The sequence below is a fragment of the Microcystis sp. M179S2 genome (assembly GCF_020245805.1).
Classification (GTDB): Bacteria; Cyanobacteriota; Cyanobacteriia; order Cyanobacteriales; family Microcystaceae; genus Microcystis; species Microcystis aeruginosa.
Window position 1 is genome coordinate 14492 of record NZ_JADBUE010000286.1, and the last position, 18541, is coordinate 33032.

The window sequence follows — 18541 nt, forward strand, 5'->3', positions numbered from 1 at the left end:
CAAACCATTGGAGATACCTTTGAAGAGGTTCAGGAAAATATTAAAGAAGCGATTGAACTTTACCTTGAGGTTTTGCAAGAACGCGGGGAAACCATTCCAGAACCCACAACTAAAGTCGGTGGTTGGAGTGGCTGCAGGAGGGTTCTTGCCGACTACCCAAAAACTGCTGGGGTTTCACTGACGAAGAACAAGGGCGACCTGATCAGCTACGATTGACAGGGCAATCGCACGGGTTGTCTTGCTCTTTTTTCTCACAAATTTAATTTTCGCACAGGTCTAAGTAGGGAGGCACAATTATTTGTAGGATGGGTTAGCGGTAGCGTAACATGAGCAGGCGTTGGGTTTCATGCTTCAACCCAACCTACGTTCATCTTATATTTAATTCCACCCACCCACTTAATTGGTCTATAGTAGTGATTGTGGCTGTCCTTCTAGGTTGAGCCAAAATGGGGGGGGTCTTTTTGGCGCCAAAAATGTCCTTAAAGATGATAACCATCTCCCTTGATCTTTAGGGTCAATTATTGCCAGAAATAACCAAAATAAAGTAATTTCTTGCCATCCCCTTGCATATTTTCTCGATCGAGCGGCTTTTCAGTCCCGAAAATCCTTACAATAGGAGATGAAGATAGCCTGAAAAGTTGGAGAATATGAATTATCTCATTGCCGTGTTAGCTGATCGCATAGAAGCAGAAGAAGCTGCCGTTGCCCTCGAAAAAGCGGGAATTCCCCAATCTCAAGTGACCATTCTCGGTCGCGGCTATAAAAGTGCCGATGAGTTCGGTTTGATCGATCCCTTCCAACAGGCCAAAAAACGGGCTACTCTCATGGCTTTTTGGCTAATTCCCTTCGGTTTTGCCGGTGGCTACCTTTTTAACCTGATTACGGGATTGCATACCTTTGATTGGGCCGGAGAACCGGGGAATCATATTGTTGGCGGCATTGCTGGGGCGATTGGGGGGGCGATGGGTAGTATTTTCGTCGGTGGTGGCGTGGGTTTGTCGTCCGGCAGTGGCGATGCACTTCCCTATCGCAATCGTCTCGGCGCCGGAAAATATATTATTGTCGTGCAGGGTTCCGAAAACTTGAAAAATCAAGCGACTCTTATCCTCCGTCAATTTAACCCCGAAAATCTGCAAGGATACGCCCTAGAACAGTGAACGGTTATCGGGAATAAGTTATCGGTCATTTGATTTTTTCCTAAGAATTTTTGATTAATTACCAGAAAACAATGTCACCAAGAGAAGAATTACTAAAGGGTGTCGAGAATCGCGAGGAGATAGCGAAAGTTATTGATAAAGCCGAACAAGCGATCAAGACTTGGGAAGTGACGGTGACAGACTTTCTTTCTCCCGCGGTTTTAGCGGAAGTAGAACGGGTTTTTCAGCGTTTAACCGATGTGTCAATGCAAAAATGGGGCGGTTATCCCCAAGCAGAAAGACAGCGCCTCGGTATTGCTAGAGTTGATCTACCTTTGACAGTAACAGATATTCCCCTATCTGCCCTTGATATTGCCGGTAATTTTCTTTTTGATACCGCTAACCACCGGGATTTTTTAGGGGCGATGTTGGGGACGGGTATCGTCCGGGAAAAAGTCGGCGATATAATCGTTTTAGGTGAGCGAGGAGCGCAGGCGATTGTAGTGCCTGAATTGGCAGATTTTTTATGTGCTAATTTACTACAAGTGCGTTCAGTTCCCGTGAAAACTAGCCCGATTCCTTTGACGGAATTAAAAGTTAGACCACCGCAAAAAAAAGAAATTAATACGGTGGAAGCTTCCTTGCGTTTAGATGCGATCGCCTCGGCGGGTTTTGGCATTTCTCGCAGTAAAATGGCCGAAGCAATTAGCGCTGGGGATGTGCGAGTTAACTGGAAAGATATCAGTCAATCTAGTTATAATGTTAAAACCGGTGATTTGATTTCTTTTCGGGGAAAAGGTCGTCTAGAAGTGGGTGAGGTTACTGTGACAAAAAAAGAGCGCTATCGGGTTCATTTAACTAGATTTATTTAGTTTTTTCTGTCTCTAGAATTTGTGATTAGACAGATTAATTGCCATGGCTGAGAATTTCGCCGTAATCGTGCAACTGTGTCAAGTTAGTCCCATCGGTAAACTATTACCGGGGGCGCTTTATGTTCATCGAGAAGCATTACATCAACTGGATCCTATCCTCCAGAATTACGAACAAAAAGCAAGAATTAATCAGCATTTATCCGAGGCAACAATAATTAAATTTAGCACCGATAAACCGAAAATATCCTATCTTTTTTATCCCGATTTTGATCGGGAACCTCACCCAGCTTTAACTAAAAGTTTAGTGGTAGATATGGGGACATTAATCTTAAGTGAATGGAATTATCAAAATGCCGATAATCCGCCCATTTTACACCGAAAAGAAACTTTTGTTACTAGGGACTATCCCCTTTATCAAGAATTCGAGCATCTCACAAAAATCGAGAGTGCTTTAGGACTTTTAAACAGTTCTTATCCCATCGGTACTAAACAGGAATGGCAACGGCTTTTAAGAAAGCATAACCTTGATTTTGCAGGAGATTATTTAGTTTGTAATCTAGAGGGAAAAAAGGAAAAATCGATAATAATTGATCGCCACAAAGCCGCTCTTGTTCGCAAAACCCTTTCTCGTCCGACAAGATTAGCATTAGCGGCGGGATTATTCCTTCCTGAAACCACTTTTTTTGATTACGGTTGTGGTTATGGAGGTGATATAGAACGCATAGCCGAACAGGGTTATCAAAGTGAAGGTTGGGATCCTTATTATCGTCCCGATAGTCCTTTAATTGAATCTGATATTGTTAATTTAGGCTATGTAATTAATGTTATTGAATCCGCCGAAGAACGGCAGGAAGCCTTATTAAAAGCTTGGCAACTAACCCGTCAAGTTTTAATTGTTTCGGCACAGATCCTAATTGATGATAGCGAACGGGGTTTAATGGCTTATGAAGATGGAATTATAACCCGTCGTAATACTTTTCAAAAATACTATCAACAGGAAGAACTAAAACAGTATATTGATAGCACTTTGGGGGTTGATTCTATTCCGATAACTTTGGGAGTTTATCTAGTTTTTCGAGAGGAAGAAAAAGCGGAAGCTTTTCGTTTATCCAGATGGCGTTCCCGCGCTACCACTCCTAAAATTAAAACCCATCTCAAATGCTTTGAAGATTACGAAGATTTATTGACTCCCCTGATGGAATTTTACACCCAGCAGGGACGTTTACCCGTCGCGGGAGAATTATTACAAGAGGAAGAAATTAAGGCAGAATTTGGCACTTTTAGACGAGCTTTTCAAGTGATTTTACAAGTAACAGAAGCGGAAGAATGGGAGATAATTGCCGATAAAAGACGCGCCGATCTTTTACTTTATTTAGCTTTAAGTCAATTTAGCCACTGTCCGAAAGTACGGGAATTATCTCCCGCTACCCGTGCCGATTTTAAAGCTTTATTTGGCAGTTATCGCAATGCTTGCGCTTTAGCAGAAGAAGTGTTAATAAGTGCGGGAAATCTGCCAGCGATCGCTTGTACTTGTGAAAATAGTTCTTTAGGCAAACTTTCCCGTTATTCCCTAACTATTCATATTAGCATTCTGGAAAAATTACCGATGTTATTACGCTTATATGAAGGTTGTGCTAGTCAAACTATCGGACGGTTAGAAAATGCTAATGTTATTCGTTTATCCTTTCGTCAACCCAAAATTTCCTATCTCTATTACCCCAATTTTGATACAGAAATACATCCGATTTTAGCCACTAGCATGGATGTATATTTAGGTTCGGCTGATTTTAGTTTTCGGGATTATCGGGATAGTCCTAATCCGCCAATTCTACACGAAAAAGAGCTTTTAGTAACGGCGGATTATCCTAACTATGATAAATTGCTTCGCTTAACTAAATTAGAAAAGGATTGGGGATTGTTAGAAGATCGAAAAGCGATCGAACGTTTACAGGGTTGGCAAAAATGTTTAGAGGATCATTGTGCTACAATCAAGGGCCATCAGATCCTGTGGCGAAAAGATGCTGATCCCTATAAAGTTAGGATTTTACGCGCTAAAATTCAGACCAGAAGAAATCAAAATAAGTCTTCCTGAGTAATTAAGTAAAATAGATGAGGTAATTAATTTTATGATGACTACGATTCGGTTACAAGGATTAGAAGGTTTCGAGTTAAAAGCTAATGATCCTGAACAAAGAATCTTTATTTCTGGGGTGAATTGGCAACAGTACGAAACCCTCTTAAAACATTTAGAAGATAGTTCCAGTTATCGCATTACTTACTTAGATGGAATGGTAGAAATTATGGCTCCTAGTCGTCGTCACGAAGTTAGCAAAAAAAATATCGGTAGATTGGTAGAAGTTTATTTAGAATATGCTGAAATTGATTTCTGGGGATTAGGTTCCACCACTTTGCGAAAACAGGAAAAAGAAGCGGGAAAAGAACCAGATGAATGTTTTTGTTTATTCACAGAAAAAGAGTTTCCTGATTTGGCGATCGAAATAATTTTAACCAGTGGCAGCCTGAAAGTCTTGGAAGTTTATAAAAGATTGGGAACTCAAGAGGTTTGGTTTTGGCAAGATAATCAGTTAAAAATCTATTCTTTGCAAGAGAATGGCGAATATATTTTAATCCCTAAAAGTGCTTTATTACCGGATTTAAATTTAGAATTATTAGCCGAATATGTCAACCATCCTAATCCCCGTCTTGCTGTCAAAGAATTTCGCTCGCGTTTACCAGAAAATTCCTAGTTATAATAACTATTATCTTGCCGTGAATTCTCAAGTAAAATTTAACCTATCTATCCTAGCAATATTTTTATTTTCTCTGGTGATAAGATTCTGGAATCTCAGTCAGTTTAATACTCTTGTTTTCGATGAAGTTTATTATGCTAAATACGGCAATGAATATCTAATCGGTAAAGAATTTTTCCAGTCTCATCCACCGTTAAGTCAATATTTAATTGCTATTAGTATCTGGATTGGTTCCCATTTTCCTGCCGATCCTGAAACCATTAATAATTTAACAGGTTCCCCGCGCTCAACTTTTAGTTATCGCTGGTTAAATGCTTTCACTGGTTCTTTTATTCCCCTAATTATTGGCGCAATTGCTTATCAATTAACCCAGAGAAAAACTGTATTTTTAATCACAACTTTTCTGGCTAGTTTAGACGGATTATTTCTGGTGGAATCCCGCTATGCTCTCAATAATATTTACTTAATTTTATTCGGTTTGTCTGGACAATTATTTTTTTTATTAGCGCTCCAGAAAAATCAAAAACTCAATTGGTTATTATTATCGGGGGTTTGTTTCGGTTTAGCGGCAAATATTAAATGGAATGGCTTAGGATTTTTACTGGGAATATTTATTTTTATCGGTATTGCTTGGTTAATAAAATTATTGAAGCAAGAGCAGTCAAAAGATAATCTTTGGACAAAGGCAACTAACCTGAGATTAGAGGACATTTTTATCGCCTTAATTGTCTTTCCCCTAGTCACCTATAGTTTGCTGTGGATACCGCATCTTCTCGTCAACCATCAATATAATTTTTGGCAAGTACATCAAGAAATTTGGTCATTTCATCAGAGAATAAAAGGTAATCAATCTGATGTTCACCCCTATTGTTCTCCCTGGTATAGTTGGTTAGTAATGGGGCGACCTGTGGCTTATTATTTTGAGAGAGTAGGTGATAAAATTTATGATGTTCACGCTATGGGAAATCCGTTTTTATGGTGGTTTTCTACGGGAGCAATTCTAGTAGTTTTTAGTCGATTATTTAACCGAAAAGAGCGAGTAATTTCCGCCTATCTTATCTGTAACTATATTGCTAATCTGCTGCCTTGGTTAAAAATTAGTCGCTGTACCTTTCTCTATCATTATATGGCTGCCTATAGCTTCACTTGGATTGCCCTAGCTTGGCTCTTAGCCGATGGTTTAGAAAGTTCCAGTCCTATTTATAAAAATTGCTCGCGCTACCTCATAATTTTGATAATTTTTGCTTTTATCCATTGGCTACCAATTTATTTAGGCATTCCCCTGTCAGTGCGGGATTATTATCTGAGAATGATTTTTCCCAATTGGATTTAGGATGAAATTAGCGGCAAAAACTGATACAATAAAATCATGAAAAAAAGCGATCGCAAGAGTTATGGGTAAACAAAGAATCTTATCTGGTGTGCAACCAACCGGCAATTTACATTTAGGCAATTATCTCGGTGCGATCCGCAATTGGGTGGAGGGACAAAAAGACTACGATAATTTCTTTTGTGTGGTCGATTTACACGCGATCACCGTTCCCCATAATCCCGCCACTCTTGCGGAGGATACTTTAGCAATTGCCGCTTTATATTTAGCCTGCGGAATTGATTTAGAATACGCGACTATCTTTGTCCAATCCCACGTTAAAGCTCATACAGAATTAACTTGGTTATTGAATTGTATCACCCCTTTAAATTGGTTAACTGATATGATTCAATTTAAAGAAAAAGCGATTAAACAGGGGGAAAATGTTGGCACGGGTTTACTCGATTATCCCGTGCTGATGGCTGCCGATATCCTACTCTACGATGCCGATAAAGTACCCGTGGGAGAAGATCAAAAACAACATTTAGAATTAACCCGCGATATAGCCGTTAGAATTAATCATCTTTTTGGGCAACCGAAACAACCAATTTTAAAACTGCCTGATCCGATGATCCGCAAGGAAGGAGCGCGGGTGATGAGTTTAACCGATGGCCGGAATAAAATGTCTAAATCCGATCCTTCCGAGATGAGTCGGATTAATATTCTCGATAGTCCCGATGTCATTGCCAAGAAAATTAAACGCTGTAAAACCGATCTAGTTAAGGGTTTAACTTTCGATGATCCGGAACGTCCGGAATGCCATAATTTATTAACTCTCTATAGCATTTTATCGGGAAAAAGTCAAGACGTGGTTGCGGGAGAATGTGCCGAGTTAGGTTGGGGACAATTTAAACCGATGTTAACAGAAGTCACCATAGAATCTCTGCAACCTATTCAGGAAAAATACACCGAAATTAGAGATGATAAAGATTATTTAGGCACAGTTTTGCGGCAAGGTCGTCTCAAAGCAGAAGCGGTGGCCAATCAAACTCTCGATCGAGTCAAAAATGCCATGGGTTATTTACCACCATTTTAGGGATAATTTTCGGGTGCATCCCCTAATTATCAATCTACTCAGTTGAGATTTTTCAAGGAAAACTCGCTGCTTTATCAGTCAATCTTTAACTCTTGGTGGGGTTCTACCTCCCCATCCAGGGTAAGGGAAGGAGAATGATTACAAAAGTTATTAAATTAAGCACAACTCCAGTGATATTTTGGTAAAATAAGGGCATAATTGAAACTATCAAAATACTTACCTGTCCTTTGAAATTATGGTTGTAGAGTCCCAGGGGAAACAAAAAAAACTATCGTCTAGGGAAGATGAGTCTCGTCCAATTGCCAGCAAGGAACAAAACTCTTATCTAGCAGAGGGAATTGTTGATCATCAATCAACTCAGATTGCTCCTTCCTCCTTACTACAGCCATTTTCTCCAGAGTTAGAAAAAGATAGAGCCAACAAATTTAATTCTCTTAAAGAAATTCTGGTTAGTCATCTTGGTCAACCTTTTTACTCGGACAACGGCTTTATTCTTTATCAAGGAGATGCCACAGACTTTTTGTCTAAACTATCTCATAGTGACATAAAAATTGACCTCACTGTTACATCACCACCTTATAATATTGGCAAAGAATATGAACGAGTTCTTTCAATCAATGACTATGTTGATTGGTGTGCTAATTGGCTAGGGCAAATTTATCAAATTACTCAAGATAACGGTGCTTTTTGGCTAAATGTTGGTTATTTAGAAGTACCAGAAAAGGGATTATGTGTTCCGATTCCCTATCTTCTTTGGGATAAGTCTCCCTTTTATCTTTTACAAGAAATTGTCTGGAAATATGGGGCAGGTGTTTCTACAAAAAATCGTCTTAGTCCTCGCAATGAAAAATGGCTTTTTTATCTCAAAAATTGCCAAGAATATACTTTTAACTTAGATAATATTCGTGACCCTAACGTTAAGTATCCCAATCAAAAGAAGAATGGTAAATATCGTTGTAATCCCCTCGGTAAAAATCCTTCTGATGTGTGGGAAGTTCCTAAAGTCACTACAGGAGAAACGCGCAGTTCTAAGGAAAGAACTGGACATCCCGCACAATTTCCTTTAGCAATTGTCGAGAGAATTATACAAGCTTCATCTAACCCCGTAGAAATAATTCTTGATCCCTTTGCTGGTTCTTGTTCTACAGGAATAGCGGCCTTGGGATTAGGAAGAATTTTTGTGGGTTTTGAAATTCGACCAGACTATTGCGAGATAGCTGCAGAGAGATTTAAAAGATTTAAAAAAGAAAGAAGCAATACTTATATTCAAGGATCATTATTATAGTATTAAAAACGGATTTAGTATGATTAGCCTTTTTAAACTTGTTTTCGCAGTTGCAATCCTTGGCAATGCGATCGCCAATAAAAATAGCAGAGTCCGGCAGTTACCCCAAGACTAAGAATTGTTATCCCCGTGAGAATTTACCACATCCCCGACTCGGTTGCTAATATGTTGTACTATTGTAATAAGAGGATTTTTTTCCTGAAAAATTGTCATATTTGAGGTTTTGATTATGCCTTATACAAACGAAGAAGGTGGACGCTTAAATAATTTCGCCGCCGAACCGAAAGTTTATCAAGCGGCTCCCCCGACTAAATCGCAACAACGTAATTATCTTGTCTGGGGCGTTGCTGCGATCACACTTGTGGGTGGACTGTTAGCCGTCGCTTTTTACGCATCTCAAGCTGGCTAAAATTTAGTCCCTCGTAGTTGCGATTTAGCCCCTTTCACTCCTCTTTACCGCTAATATCACAACTACTCCCTATTTTAAGGCTTTTGACCCTGAATTAATGCCACTGCTGACTGAGACTTAGCCGCAGTCCCCTGTTTACCCTGAGATAACGCTAGACGGGCTGCTTCCTCTAAATCAGCGATCGCTTTTTCCCTGTTTCCCAATTTATAATAGGTCAAACCCCGATTGTGGTACGCTTCGGCAAAATTAGCATTGATTTTCAGACTCTCATTATAGTCCCTTAAAGCCATTTCCTGCTGTCCGGCTCGGTTATAGGACAGGGCGCGATTATAGAAAATGCGATCCTGTCCTCTAGTTCCCTGTAAACTCAAAGCTTTTGTGTAATCCTCGATCGCTTCTAGGTGTCTTCCCAAGTCATCCTTAGCATTACCGCGATAAATAAAGAAATCAGCAAAATTTCCGTTTAAAGCGATCGCTTTTGTGCAATCTTCCACCGCTGCCTCGTATTTTTTCGTCAGATAATGCACATAACAACGATTACCGAGAGCATTAACATAATTGGGGTTGATTGTCAAGGCCTGGGTATAATCTGCGATCGCTCGCTCGTACTGGCCGAGAACTAATTCCGCGTAGCCGCGATTATAATAAGCATCGGCATCCTTCGGTTCTAATTGTAGAGCTTGAGTAAAATCAGCGATCGCCCCTGAGTAATCCCCTGCGGTTAAACGATCCACCCCCCGATTATAAAATTCTACAGCTTTCACGGGGTTAGCGGTAGTTTGAGCGCTTAGGGGAGAGATAGTCAGTAAAAAAGTCGCTATAGCTATAATAATTGTCAATTTTTTCTTAATTTTCATAATCCGTTCACCTAAACAATTCAAGGTAAAATTAAACAGCCCTACTTACAGGTCAAAATATCATGATTAAATCTCTTTTGGCGACTTTCCTCCTAATTACCACCCTTCTCTTAACTGGTTGTGCAACTCCCATCGCTGGACTGCAAGGATACACCAGTGGCAGCCAAGGCTATCAATTTTTATATCCTAAGGGTTGGACGCAGGTGGATGTGAAAAAAGTTGCAGGAGTAGATGTGGTTTTTCATGACCTGATCGAAACGAGCGAAAATTTAAGCGTTATTATCAACCCCGTCCCCGACAATAAAACCTTAACAGATTTAGGGACTCCCTCGGAAGTTGGCTATCGTCTCCTGAAAAATAACAGTCTTAACCCCAATCTCGATAAGGAAGTAGAATTAATTCGCTCAGAATCCCATCAAATCGACGGTCAAGATTATTATATCCTCGAATATCAAGTTAAATTAGCCAACGGCCAAGAACGTCATAATCTGGCCAGCGTCACGGTTAATAATAATAAACTCTATTCTTTTAATCTTTCCACTTCCCAAAAACGTTGGACGCAAATTCAAGAACTCTTTGAAACTATCGTTGATTCTTTCTCGGTTAGTTAGGGAAACTGGCAACAGGCAATAGTAAAACGTAGGGTGCGTTAGACGGCAAAAATTCCTGTTTTGACTTAAAGGTAAAAATCCGTCGTAACGCACCACCTATCATCAACTAGGTAGCCGGTCACAATTAAAGATAAAATACTTACTTAATCAGTAATCAGTAATCAGTAAACAGTGAAAAGACAGTAGGAAACTTCTATTTAATACTGTCACCTAAAACTCAAATCTAATAACTGGTAACTGATAACTGATAACTGATAACTGATAACCGGTAAATGAATATGAGTAACTCGGAAGAAAATAGACTAGATAGACTCGAATCTCTTGCTGAAAATACCCTAACAGAACTACGGGAGATTAGATTAGGATTACAGGAGATTAAATTAGGACTACAGGAAACCAATCAGGGATTAAAAGAAACTAGAGCGATCGCTAATTCTAACGCCACATCGATCGAAGCGTTAACTAATAGTCTTGCTGAGTCTAAAAAAGAATGGGAAAAAGATAGACGGGGACTTTATCAACTGCTAGGACAATTAACTCGATCGAGGTCGGATTTTTATGAGGTTCAGTCGGATTTTTACAATCGATTTGACAAAATTGAAGAAAGAGAATCACGCATGGTTGAGATTTTAAATCGTTATTTCCCCCCCGAAAATCCTGCCAATTCCTAGCAGAAATAGCTAAAAAACTGATAACTGATGGTGGGTTACGGCAAATAGATAAATTGATAATTAAGTCTAATAATTTGTCATTGCCTAACCCACCCTACCTAACTATCTCCTATCTTGTTTACTGAAAAAACTTATGTCCATTCCCTTGATTCTTGCTTCCGCTTCTCCTGCGCGTAAAAAACTATTACAAATGGTCGGAATTGATCCGATTGTGCGGGTGAGTAACTTTGATGAATCGACAATTAATGCTGATGATACTCTCCATCTTGTCCAAACTTTAGCCCAATGTAAAGCGCAAACGATCGCCCCCCAATTTGATACAGGATTAATTCTTGGTTGTGATTCCGTCTTAGAAGTAGCGGGGGAAGTCTATGGCAAACCCAAGGATAAATCAGAAGCGATCGATCGTTGGCAAAAAATGCGCGGTCAGGTGGGTACACTCTATACAGGTCATGCTTTAATCGATCGAGTTAATAATCGAACTTTGACTCGTTGTGGGATCACTAAAGTTCACTTTGCCAATATCAGCGATGAAACAATTATTGCCTATGTTGACAGCGAAGAACCCCTCAAATGTGCTGGCTGTTTTGCCCTAGAAGGAAAGGGGGGTCTATTCGTGGAAAGATTGGAGGGATGTCACAGTAATGTTATCGGTTTAAGTTTGCCCCTATTTAGGCAGATGTTAACGGATTTTGGCTACCAAATCACTGACTTTTGGTGATCTTTTTGCCGATGATTTCCCCAAATTTATTGACAAAAAGACTTGACAAATTCTCAGATTTGTGTTAACCTTTTATTATAATGGGAATCCGTGTCGCCCTGCGAACCCCTCTTTTTTCTATCCGATAGCTCCAAAATTTTTAACCCTTTCCTTGTCACTTTTTCCCGAAAAAACTATGTCTTGCTTGCGCGTGGGAATTGCCGGTCCGGTGGGTTCAGGAAAAACAGCCCTGCTCGATGCCCTGTGTAAAAATTTGCGGGATCAATATCCGATCGCCGTAGTCACCAATGACATTTATACTCAAGAAGATGCCCAATTTTTAGTGCGATCGCAAGCTTTAGCTCCGGAAAGAATTTTAGGAGTAGAAACGGGAGGATGTCCCCATACAGCTATTCGCGAAGATGCCTCAATTAACTTAGTTGCCATTGAACAGTTAGAGAGAAAATTTACTAACTTAAAGCTAATTTTTCTGGAAAGTGGTGGTGATAATTTAGCGGCAACCTTTAGCCCCGAATTAGTAGATTTAACCATCTATGTGATTGACGTGGCAGCCGGAGATAAAATCCCTCGCAAAGGAGGACCAGGTATCACCAAATCGGATTTATTGGTAATTAATAAAATAGATTTAGCCCCGATGGTGGGGGCAGATTTAGGAGTGATGGATAGAGATGCAAAAAAAATGCGCGGGGATAAACCCTTTATCTTCACCAACTTGAAAACACGGGAAGGATTAGAGCGAGTGATTGCCTTTATCGAAAAGAATTTATAATAACTATTACTAGGAATAAAAAAGAGAGCGCCAGAAAAATTTAGGTAAAGCTAACATTCTTTTCCAACGCCAAGGTTCCTGATAGAGTCGATACAACCACTCTAAATTATTGTCACAGAAAAAGCGAGGGGCGCGGATTTTTGTCCCAGACCAGATATCAAAACTACCCCCCACACCTACCCAGATAGCTTGGGGACAGAGATGGCGATGTTCCCTAATCCAATATTCTTGTCGGGGTACTCCTAAACCAACTAAAATTAACCGCGGTTGTTGATCTTTTAATACCTCGATCCAATCGGACATTTCCTGGGAGGATAGATAACCGTGGTTAGACAGAATACGGATATTAGGTATCTTTTTTTGCCAATTACTTGCCGCTTTTTCCGTAATCCCCGGTTGACCACCAAAAAAAGCAATAGGAAAACTCTCTCCCTGCATTCCTAACTCAGTAATTAAGGATTCTGATAGTTCAATACCGGGGCAGCGGGTTTGTTTTCTGCCCCTTAATTTTAAGTAAATAACAATCCCCGCGCCGTCGGGAATAACTAAATCTGCTTCCCGAATAACTTGGGCTACTTTAGCATCATTTTCCCCTAACATTGCCATTTCTGCATTGAGAGTGACAACGTGGGAACCAAAACCTTGATAGAGGCGATCAATTAGCCAACGACTGTAGTTATCGAGGAGATGAACTGGTAAACCAAGAACAGAATATTTGGGGGGAGTTTCTAACATATAAGTCATCTTGATTTAGTTGTCATTTTATCGAGAAATTGGCACAAAATCCACCCCAAAACTAGAACGAGAACCGGGTTGAACTACCACTAATTGCACGGATTGATTGCGATCGCCAGAGGGTAAAAATCGCACGGGATTAGTCGCCCCAGGCACAGAAAAATCACTGCTTCTTAACGCCTGTTGAACTCCCTCTCGGCTAGATTCTGCCTTAATTCCAGCGATTAAAGCCTGGGTAGCGTCATAGGCGGTGGCAGTGCGCCAATTTACGTCTCCTTGCCACAATTGGCGGGAATTATTCACAAAAGTACTGTTCGGATTAGCCCCTAAATGCCAAGCGACAGCGACAATCATGCCAAGGGCATTTTTTCGGCCTAGATCCAGAGTTTTGGGGCTATAAACGTCATCACCCGCCACAATCGGTAATTTTTGACCATTGATTTGAACCACCTGCAAAGCCTTATCTAGGGTACCACTATCCCCAAGAAGGGCGATTAGATTTGCTCCCTCCTGTTGAGCTTGTTGGAGGCTTTTAGAAGGGGTAAAAGTGAGGGAAGATAGATCAAATTCACTCACCGCTTGACCTCCTCCTAATCCTAAAGCGGTGATAAATTCAGATTTTAGGGATTGACTATAATTACTTTGGGAGTTAAAAAATACCACTGCCTTGACGTTAGGAATTTTTTGCAAGCTGGATTCGGCTAATGCCCGTGCCGCCACAAAATCACTGGGAACAGAACGAAAGATATAGTCACCAAAATTGGAGAGTTTAACTGAGGTACTGATGGGGGAAATCATTACTAATCCTGCTTTTTGATAGATAGCGGCCGCCGCTAAAGAGGTGTCACTGCTAGTGTGTCCTACTACTCCTAAAATGCTGTTGTCAGCCGTTAATTTTTGGGCAATTTGAGCGGCAATTTCGGGACTATCAGCATCATCAGCAATGAGAACTTTTAAAGGAATGCCATTAATTCCCCCAGCTTGATTGATTTGATTTTGAGATTGGGCGACTCCTCGTAAAACTTCTAGGGCAGTGTTGACATCGCTCCCAATTGGCACGGAAACGGCGATAGTATAGGACTTAGCTTCACCAATACGGGCGTTATTTAAGTAGATGAGAGCTTCCGGATCATTTTGATTAGCTCGCAGGGATTTTTCTAGGAGGTAAACTGCTTGCTGAAAGTCTCCTTTTCCGAGGGCCTGTATAGCAGCTTGTTTGTCAGAAGAAGCCCCGTCAACTATTAATAAGTTTTCCCCTTGACTAAATTTTGCTTGTGCCGATACCGATTTTTGCTCTGGTGATATTTTCTCGATTTCAGAACGATTGATTGGGTTATTTTTTCCTTGAAAACGATTGTATAACCACCAACTACCTACCCCAAAAAATAATAGGGTAATCAGCAGGGATAAAAGCAGGGTAACTGTATCATTTTTCTGGCTCATGGGCTGATCAACTAAGATTAAATTAATGGTTTAATCGAGATTGATAGTTAATAAAAACACCAATTCAATTCTGAATTGCACCACTATCCGATCTACCTTGATAGAATACCTCATTTGGGGTCTGATAGTCAAGACATTGTTTAAATGTGTCTTAGCTTATTAGCCATATTTTACCTTTTTGTTTGGGATTGTTCAAAATGTTTTATTAAAACATTCGAGGATAAAGGACCGTGTAAATGACTCCAGGGTAAAACCTGTTCTAAACGCCATTGCTGATGGACGTAATAATCTAGAGGGGGAATTTGTCCTTTTAGTTCCTTAAAAGCCCGTTTATAACTGCCTAAAGAATCACCGTAGCCACGGGTTAATTCTAACAGGGAAGTCAAGCGGCGATCGCCTCTAGATAATAAAGCTTGAATCACTGACCAATTATAACTTTCTGGTCGAAATTCTATGCCCTGTTTACCTAATTGTTTCTCTAGATATTTTAATCTTTTTTCGGCCATTTTATTAACGCCAAACCACTGAAAAGGAGTATGGGATTTAGGCACAAAGGTGCTGCAACCGAAAGAGATTCGCAGTCCAGAGGCGGCTTTTTTTAAGGCTATTAACATTTCCACAGTTGCCCCAATATCTTCAGTTTCTTCTCCCGGTATTCCCACCATACCATAGAGTTTTATCCCTTTTAAACCGCCAGCTTTGGCATTAATAGCAGCTTGGATAATTTCATCATTGGCTAACTTTTTGTTGATAATTTCCCGCAAGCGATCGGAACCACTTTCTACGGCAATAGTAATTGATTTGGTGTCTCTTTGGGATAAAATTCTAGCTAATTTTTCCGTGACGGTATTAGTTCTAACTGAAGCAATCGAGAGTCTAACTCCCTCAAATTTTGGTTGAAAAAGATAATCGAGTAAGGTGTCAAATTCGGGATGTTGACTGACGGAAGCACCTAATAAACCCAGGCGATCGGTCACTTTTAAACCTTTTTCAATGGCAGGGATTAAAGATTCTAAACTAGCGGTACGAAAGGGTAAAGTTAGATAACTAGCTAAACAAAAACGGCACATTTCTGGACAACTTCGCACCACCTCTACCATATAAATATTCTCCCATGCCGCTTGTTTTGTTACCACCGTAGAAGCAGAAAGGGTATTACTGCGATAGGTTTGTTTACTAACAAAGGTAGGAACATTATTATCTATGGGTAGAATTGCTGTAATTTCACCTTCAGAACTATCATAATTAACGGTATATAAACTAGGAACATACACCCCCGGAACCTGGGCCAAATGACGGAGTTTGGTCGGTCGATCGGCGTTTCTCACCTCTTGATAGGCATTAATAAAATCGGCAATTAAATTTTCACCATCTCCCAATAAAATTACATCAAAAAAAGCGGCAAAAGGTTCGGGATTAGCAGTTAAAACTGGTCCCCCTCCAAAAATTATCGCTTGCCGATCTTGCCGTTGATGACTGTGGCAAGGAATTTCTAAAGATTCTAACAGCGAGAGGATATTAACATAGTCTAATTCCCAAGAAAAGGAAAAGCCGACTAATTCGGGATAACGGGGTAAAGATTCTTGAAAATCCGTAAATAAACGACTAACTTGTATATCCGATCGCAGGGCTAAAGTTGCCCAAACAATTTGATAACCTAAACTGGTTATACCCACAGAATACTGATTAGGAAAGGCAAAAATAGTTCTAAGGGCATCACTGTGGGGTATTGCGGGAGTAAAGAGGAGTTTTTCGTCTTGTAAGATGGTCATTTCAGTTATCAGTTATCAGGTATCAGTTATCAGTTATCAGAACGTAGGTTGGGTTGAAGAATGAAACCCAACGCCCGCATGGGTTACGCTACTGCTAACCCATCCTACAAATAATTGTGCCTCCCTACTTATAAGTTTAATTTAATCCGGAGGTGAAGGAGGGGAAAATATCTCAATATACAGTTCTAGGATCATATCTAAGGTTATGATCCTAGGGAGTCGGTGGTCAAGAACAAATTCAAGTTATACTTCCTCCCTAGGGATAGCTATTGTATTTACAGGAGATTTTCTCTTATATCCTAGCAATTTTCACAGCTTAACTAGGTGTCGATTTTATTCCTGAGCGCTGCTTTCAAGCAACTCTTTATCTCCTTCACCCCAACCAGAACGAAATCTATGAATAACCCAGAAGAATACGTTATAATCATGGCGAAAATCCTAGATTTAACCATTCCCGATCGCTATTTAAATTCTGTGGTTGAAAACTGGCAACGCTTGCAAGAAATCGCCAGTTTAGTGACAGAATTTCCCTTAGAGGATGACGGGGAAAGCGCCCTCAGCTTTGAACCATGACTATTTCTGTGTGCAATTTAGCTCGATCGATCCAAAATCGTCAAACTAGAGCCTTAGAAGTTATTAGCCAGACTTTGGCGGAGATAGAGGCGAAAAATCGCCATTTAAATTGCTTTACCGACATTTTACAGCCTAGGGCGCTCGCTCAAGCCCAAAAAATCGATCAAGCGATCGCTAATGGGGAATCCGTCGGTGTCTTAGCAGGAGTCCCCTTCGCCGTCAAAAATCTCTTTGATATCGAGGGTATTGTCACCCTTGCCGGCTCCAAAATCAATCGAGATCACCCTGCCGCCGGACAAGATGCGATCGCTATACAAACCCTAGAAGCAGCCGGGGCAGTTTTGGTGGGGGCGACCAATATGGATGAGTACGCCTACGGTTTTGTCACCGAAAATGCCCATTATGGAGCCACTCCCAACCCCCGCGATCCTAGTCGCGTGTCGGGGGGAGCCTCCGGCGGTTCCGCCGCTGCCGTTGCCGCTAATTTAGTGCCTCTCGCCCTCGGTTCCGATACTAATGGTTCCGTGAGGGTTCCCGCCGCTTGCTGTGGCGTGGTGGGGCTAAAACCCACCTTTGGGCGCGTATCCCGTCAGGGCCTATTTTTGTTCGTCAGTAGTTTAGACCATCCGGGATTTTTTAGCGGCAATGTGGCGGATATGGCGGCTATTTGGAGTCTTTTTGCCAAAAATAACCTTAAAGCTTCTTTAAATGGCTTAGAGGGCGTAAAAATAGCCCTTGCCGATGATTATTTTCAGCAGGGAGCCGAACCGGAAGTAATCGAGGCGGTGACAGCGATCGCCGAACGTTTAGGAGTTACCAAAAAAATCACCATTCCCGAAACCGTCCGCGCCAGGGCAGCCGCCTATATAATTACCGCTTCCGAGGGCGCAAATTGGCATTTACCGCGTTTACAGACCAGATTAGAGGATTTTGACCCCGCAACCCGGGATCGCTTCTTGGCAGGGGCATTAATTCCCTCTAGCTGGTATTTACAGGCTCAACGTTTTCGCCGTTGGTATCGCGATCGTTTGCGAGAGATCTTCACCGAAGTCGATATTATCCTCACCCCGACAATTCCCTGTATTGCACCACCGTTAGGAGTAGAAAAAATGATTATTGACGGGCAAGAGCTATTAATTAGACCTAATTTAGGCAGATTTACCCAACCTTTTTCTTTTATCGGTTTACCTGCCCTTTCGTTGCCGATTAAACGCCCATCCCGGCTACCGTTAGGTTTACAAATCATCGCCGCACCCGATCGCGAAGAGTTAATGCTAAGCGTAGCAAGGGTTTTAGAGGAAATGCTCATAGATATCCCGCACAAGTGAGATTTCAAGAGCTTACTTCCTCTTAAAATCCCTAATTTAGGCACTTATTAAGCGAAAAGGTTACTTTTATAGTCTGAGTAGGGTTGGCTGAATAAATGTGAAATATAGACGAGGTAAGGGGTTTGAGGGAATGTTTGGCGAAGCAGCTGCAAGATTTTCAAGCTAGTGGCTCAAAAACCTTGCATCTTGAGCGGCTGGCGTCCT

At 40.9% G+C, this 18541-nt stretch carries 18 protein-coding genes and 1 pseudogene; 15 read left to right on the top strand and 4 right to left on the bottom strand.

All coding sequences use genetic code 11. The features are described 5' to 3' along the window. Positions 1 to 3 precede the first annotated feature (3 nt). The 9 genes and pseudogenes from IM500_RS16985 to psb34 all read left to right on the top strand — a co-directional run. Positions 4 to 181, top strand: a pseudogene (locus tag IM500_RS16985) (type II toxin-antitoxin system HicB family antitoxin); the annotation flags it as partial. A 466-nt stretch (positions 182 to 647) separates the two neighbouring features. Continuing rightward, positions 648 to 1157: a hypothetical protein gene (locus IM500_RS16990; RefSeq protein WP_002796683.1), complete on the top strand. Its 510-nt coding sequence runs from the start codon at positions 648 to 650 to the stop codon at positions 1155 to 1157. Between the two features lie 71 nt (positions 1158 to 1228). Further along, positions 1229 to 2008, top strand: coding sequence for a photosystem II electron transport protein, Sll1252 family (locus tag IM500_RS16995; protein ID WP_061430251.1), 780 nt, complete (start codon positions 1229 to 1231; stop codon positions 2006 to 2008). Between the two features lie 43 nt (positions 2009 to 2051). Further along, positions 2052 to 4100: a DNA phosphorothioation-associated putative methyltransferase gene (locus IM500_RS17000; protein ID WP_190722398.1), complete on the top strand. Its 2049-nt coding sequence runs from the start codon at positions 2052 to 2054 to the stop codon at positions 4098 to 4100. 34 nt (positions 4101 to 4134) lie between these two features. Then, a complete protein-coding gene (locus tag IM500_RS17005; RefSeq protein WP_190722397.1) occupies positions 4135 to 4755 on the top strand; it encodes a Uma2 family endonuclease in 621 nt (206 codons plus the stop codon). A 22-nt stretch (positions 4756 to 4777) separates the two neighbouring features. Continuing rightward, complete coding sequence (locus tag IM500_RS17010; protein WP_190722410.1) at positions 4778 to 6091, top strand: dolichyl-phosphate-mannose--protein mannosyltransferase; 1314 nt, start codon at positions 4778 to 4780, stop codon at positions 6089 to 6091. Positions 6092 to 6152: 61 nt separating this feature from the next. After that, positions 6153 to 7163 carry a tryptophan--tRNA ligase gene (gene trpS / locus IM500_RS17015; RefSeq protein WP_002759008.1) on the top strand — a complete coding sequence of 337 codons (1011 nt, stop codon included), beginning with the start codon at positions 6153 to 6155 and terminating at the stop codon, positions 7161 to 7163. 235 nt (positions 7164 to 7398) lie between these two features. Then, a complete protein-coding gene (locus tag IM500_RS17020) occupies positions 7399 to 8448 on the top strand; it encodes a DNA-methyltransferase (RefSeq protein WP_287739103.1) in 1050 nt (349 codons plus the stop codon). A 229-nt stretch (positions 8449 to 8677) separates the two neighbouring features. Continuing rightward, positions 8678 to 8857 (top strand): photosystem II assembly protein Psb34, encoded by a 180-nt coding sequence (psb34, locus tag IM500_RS17025; RefSeq protein ID WP_002759001.1) that lies wholly within the window; start codon positions 8678 to 8680, stop codon positions 8855 to 8857. Positions 8858 to 8931: 74 nt separating this feature from the next. On the opposite strand, the gene IM500_RS17030 is transcribed toward psb34, so the two are convergent. Next, positions 8932 to 9714: a tetratricopeptide repeat protein gene (locus IM500_RS17030; RefSeq protein WP_002775527.1), complete on the bottom strand. Its 783-nt coding sequence runs from the start codon at positions 9712 to 9714 to the stop codon at positions 8932 to 8934. 62 nt (positions 9715 to 9776) lie between these two features. Between IM500_RS17030 and psbP the strand changes: the two genes are divergently transcribed. The 4 genes from psbP to ureG all read left to right on the top strand — a co-directional run bounded on the left by psbP (position 9777) and on the right by ureG (position 12486). Next, the gene (psbP, locus tag IM500_RS17035; RefSeq protein WP_190358493.1) at positions 9777 to 10325 is read left to right on the top strand and encodes a photosystem II reaction center PsbP; all 549 of its coding nucleotides are present in this window, start codon (positions 9777 to 9779) and stop codon (positions 10323 to 10325) included. A gap of 278 nt (positions 10326 to 10603) precedes the next feature. Beyond that, positions 10604 to 10996 (top strand): hypothetical protein, encoded by a 393-nt coding sequence (locus IM500_RS17040; protein ID WP_287739105.1) that lies wholly within the window; start codon positions 10604 to 10606, stop codon positions 10994 to 10996. A 133-nt stretch (positions 10997 to 11129) separates the two neighbouring features. Next, a complete protein-coding gene (locus tag IM500_RS17045) occupies positions 11130 to 11717 on the top strand; it encodes a Maf family protein (protein ID WP_287739107.1) in 588 nt (195 codons plus the stop codon). Between the two features lie 175 nt (positions 11718 to 11892). After that, on the top strand, positions 11893 to 12486 hold the full coding sequence (gene ureG, locus IM500_RS17050; protein WP_190722392.1) for an urease accessory protein UreG: 594 nt from the start codon (positions 11893 to 11895) through the stop codon (positions 12484 to 12486). A gap of 9 nt (positions 12487 to 12495) precedes the next feature. Here the strand turns inward: ureG and IM500_RS17055 are convergent, their stop codons facing one another. The 3 genes from IM500_RS17055 to IM500_RS17065 all read right to left on the bottom strand — a co-directional run bounded on the left by IM500_RS17055 (position 12496) and on the right by IM500_RS17065 (position 16436). Then, positions 12496 to 13221 (bottom strand): WecB/TagA/CpsF family glycosyltransferase, encoded by a 726-nt coding sequence (locus IM500_RS17055; RefSeq protein ID WP_190722409.1) that lies wholly within the window; start codon positions 13219 to 13221, stop codon positions 12496 to 12498. A gap of 27 nt (positions 13222 to 13248) precedes the next feature. Further along, positions 13249 to 14664 (bottom strand): ABC transporter substrate-binding protein, encoded by a 1416-nt coding sequence (locus IM500_RS17060; protein ID WP_190722391.1) that lies wholly within the window; start codon positions 14662 to 14664, stop codon positions 13249 to 13251. Between the two features lie 170 nt (positions 14665 to 14834). Beyond that, positions 14835 to 16436, bottom strand: a complete 1602-nt coding sequence (locus IM500_RS17065; protein WP_190722390.1) for a B12-binding domain-containing radical SAM protein — start codon at positions 16434 to 16436, stop codon at positions 14835 to 14837. A gap of 396 nt (positions 16437 to 16832) precedes the next feature. Between IM500_RS17065 and IM500_RS17070 the strand changes: the two genes are divergently transcribed. Together IM500_RS17070 and IM500_RS17075 are read left to right on the top strand one after the other, a co-directional pair. Continuing rightward, positions 16833 to 17009, top strand: a complete 177-nt coding sequence (locus IM500_RS17070; protein WP_002740449.1) for a DUF4089 domain-containing protein — start codon at positions 16833 to 16835, stop codon at positions 17007 to 17009. After that, positions 17006 to 18337, top strand: coding sequence for an AtzE family amidohydrolase (locus IM500_RS17075; RefSeq protein WP_287739109.1), 1332 nt, complete (start codon positions 17006 to 17008; stop codon positions 18335 to 18337). Before IM500_RS17070 ends, IM500_RS17075 begins: the two co-directional genes overlap by 4 nt. Positions 18338 to 18541: the final 204 nt, after the last annotated feature.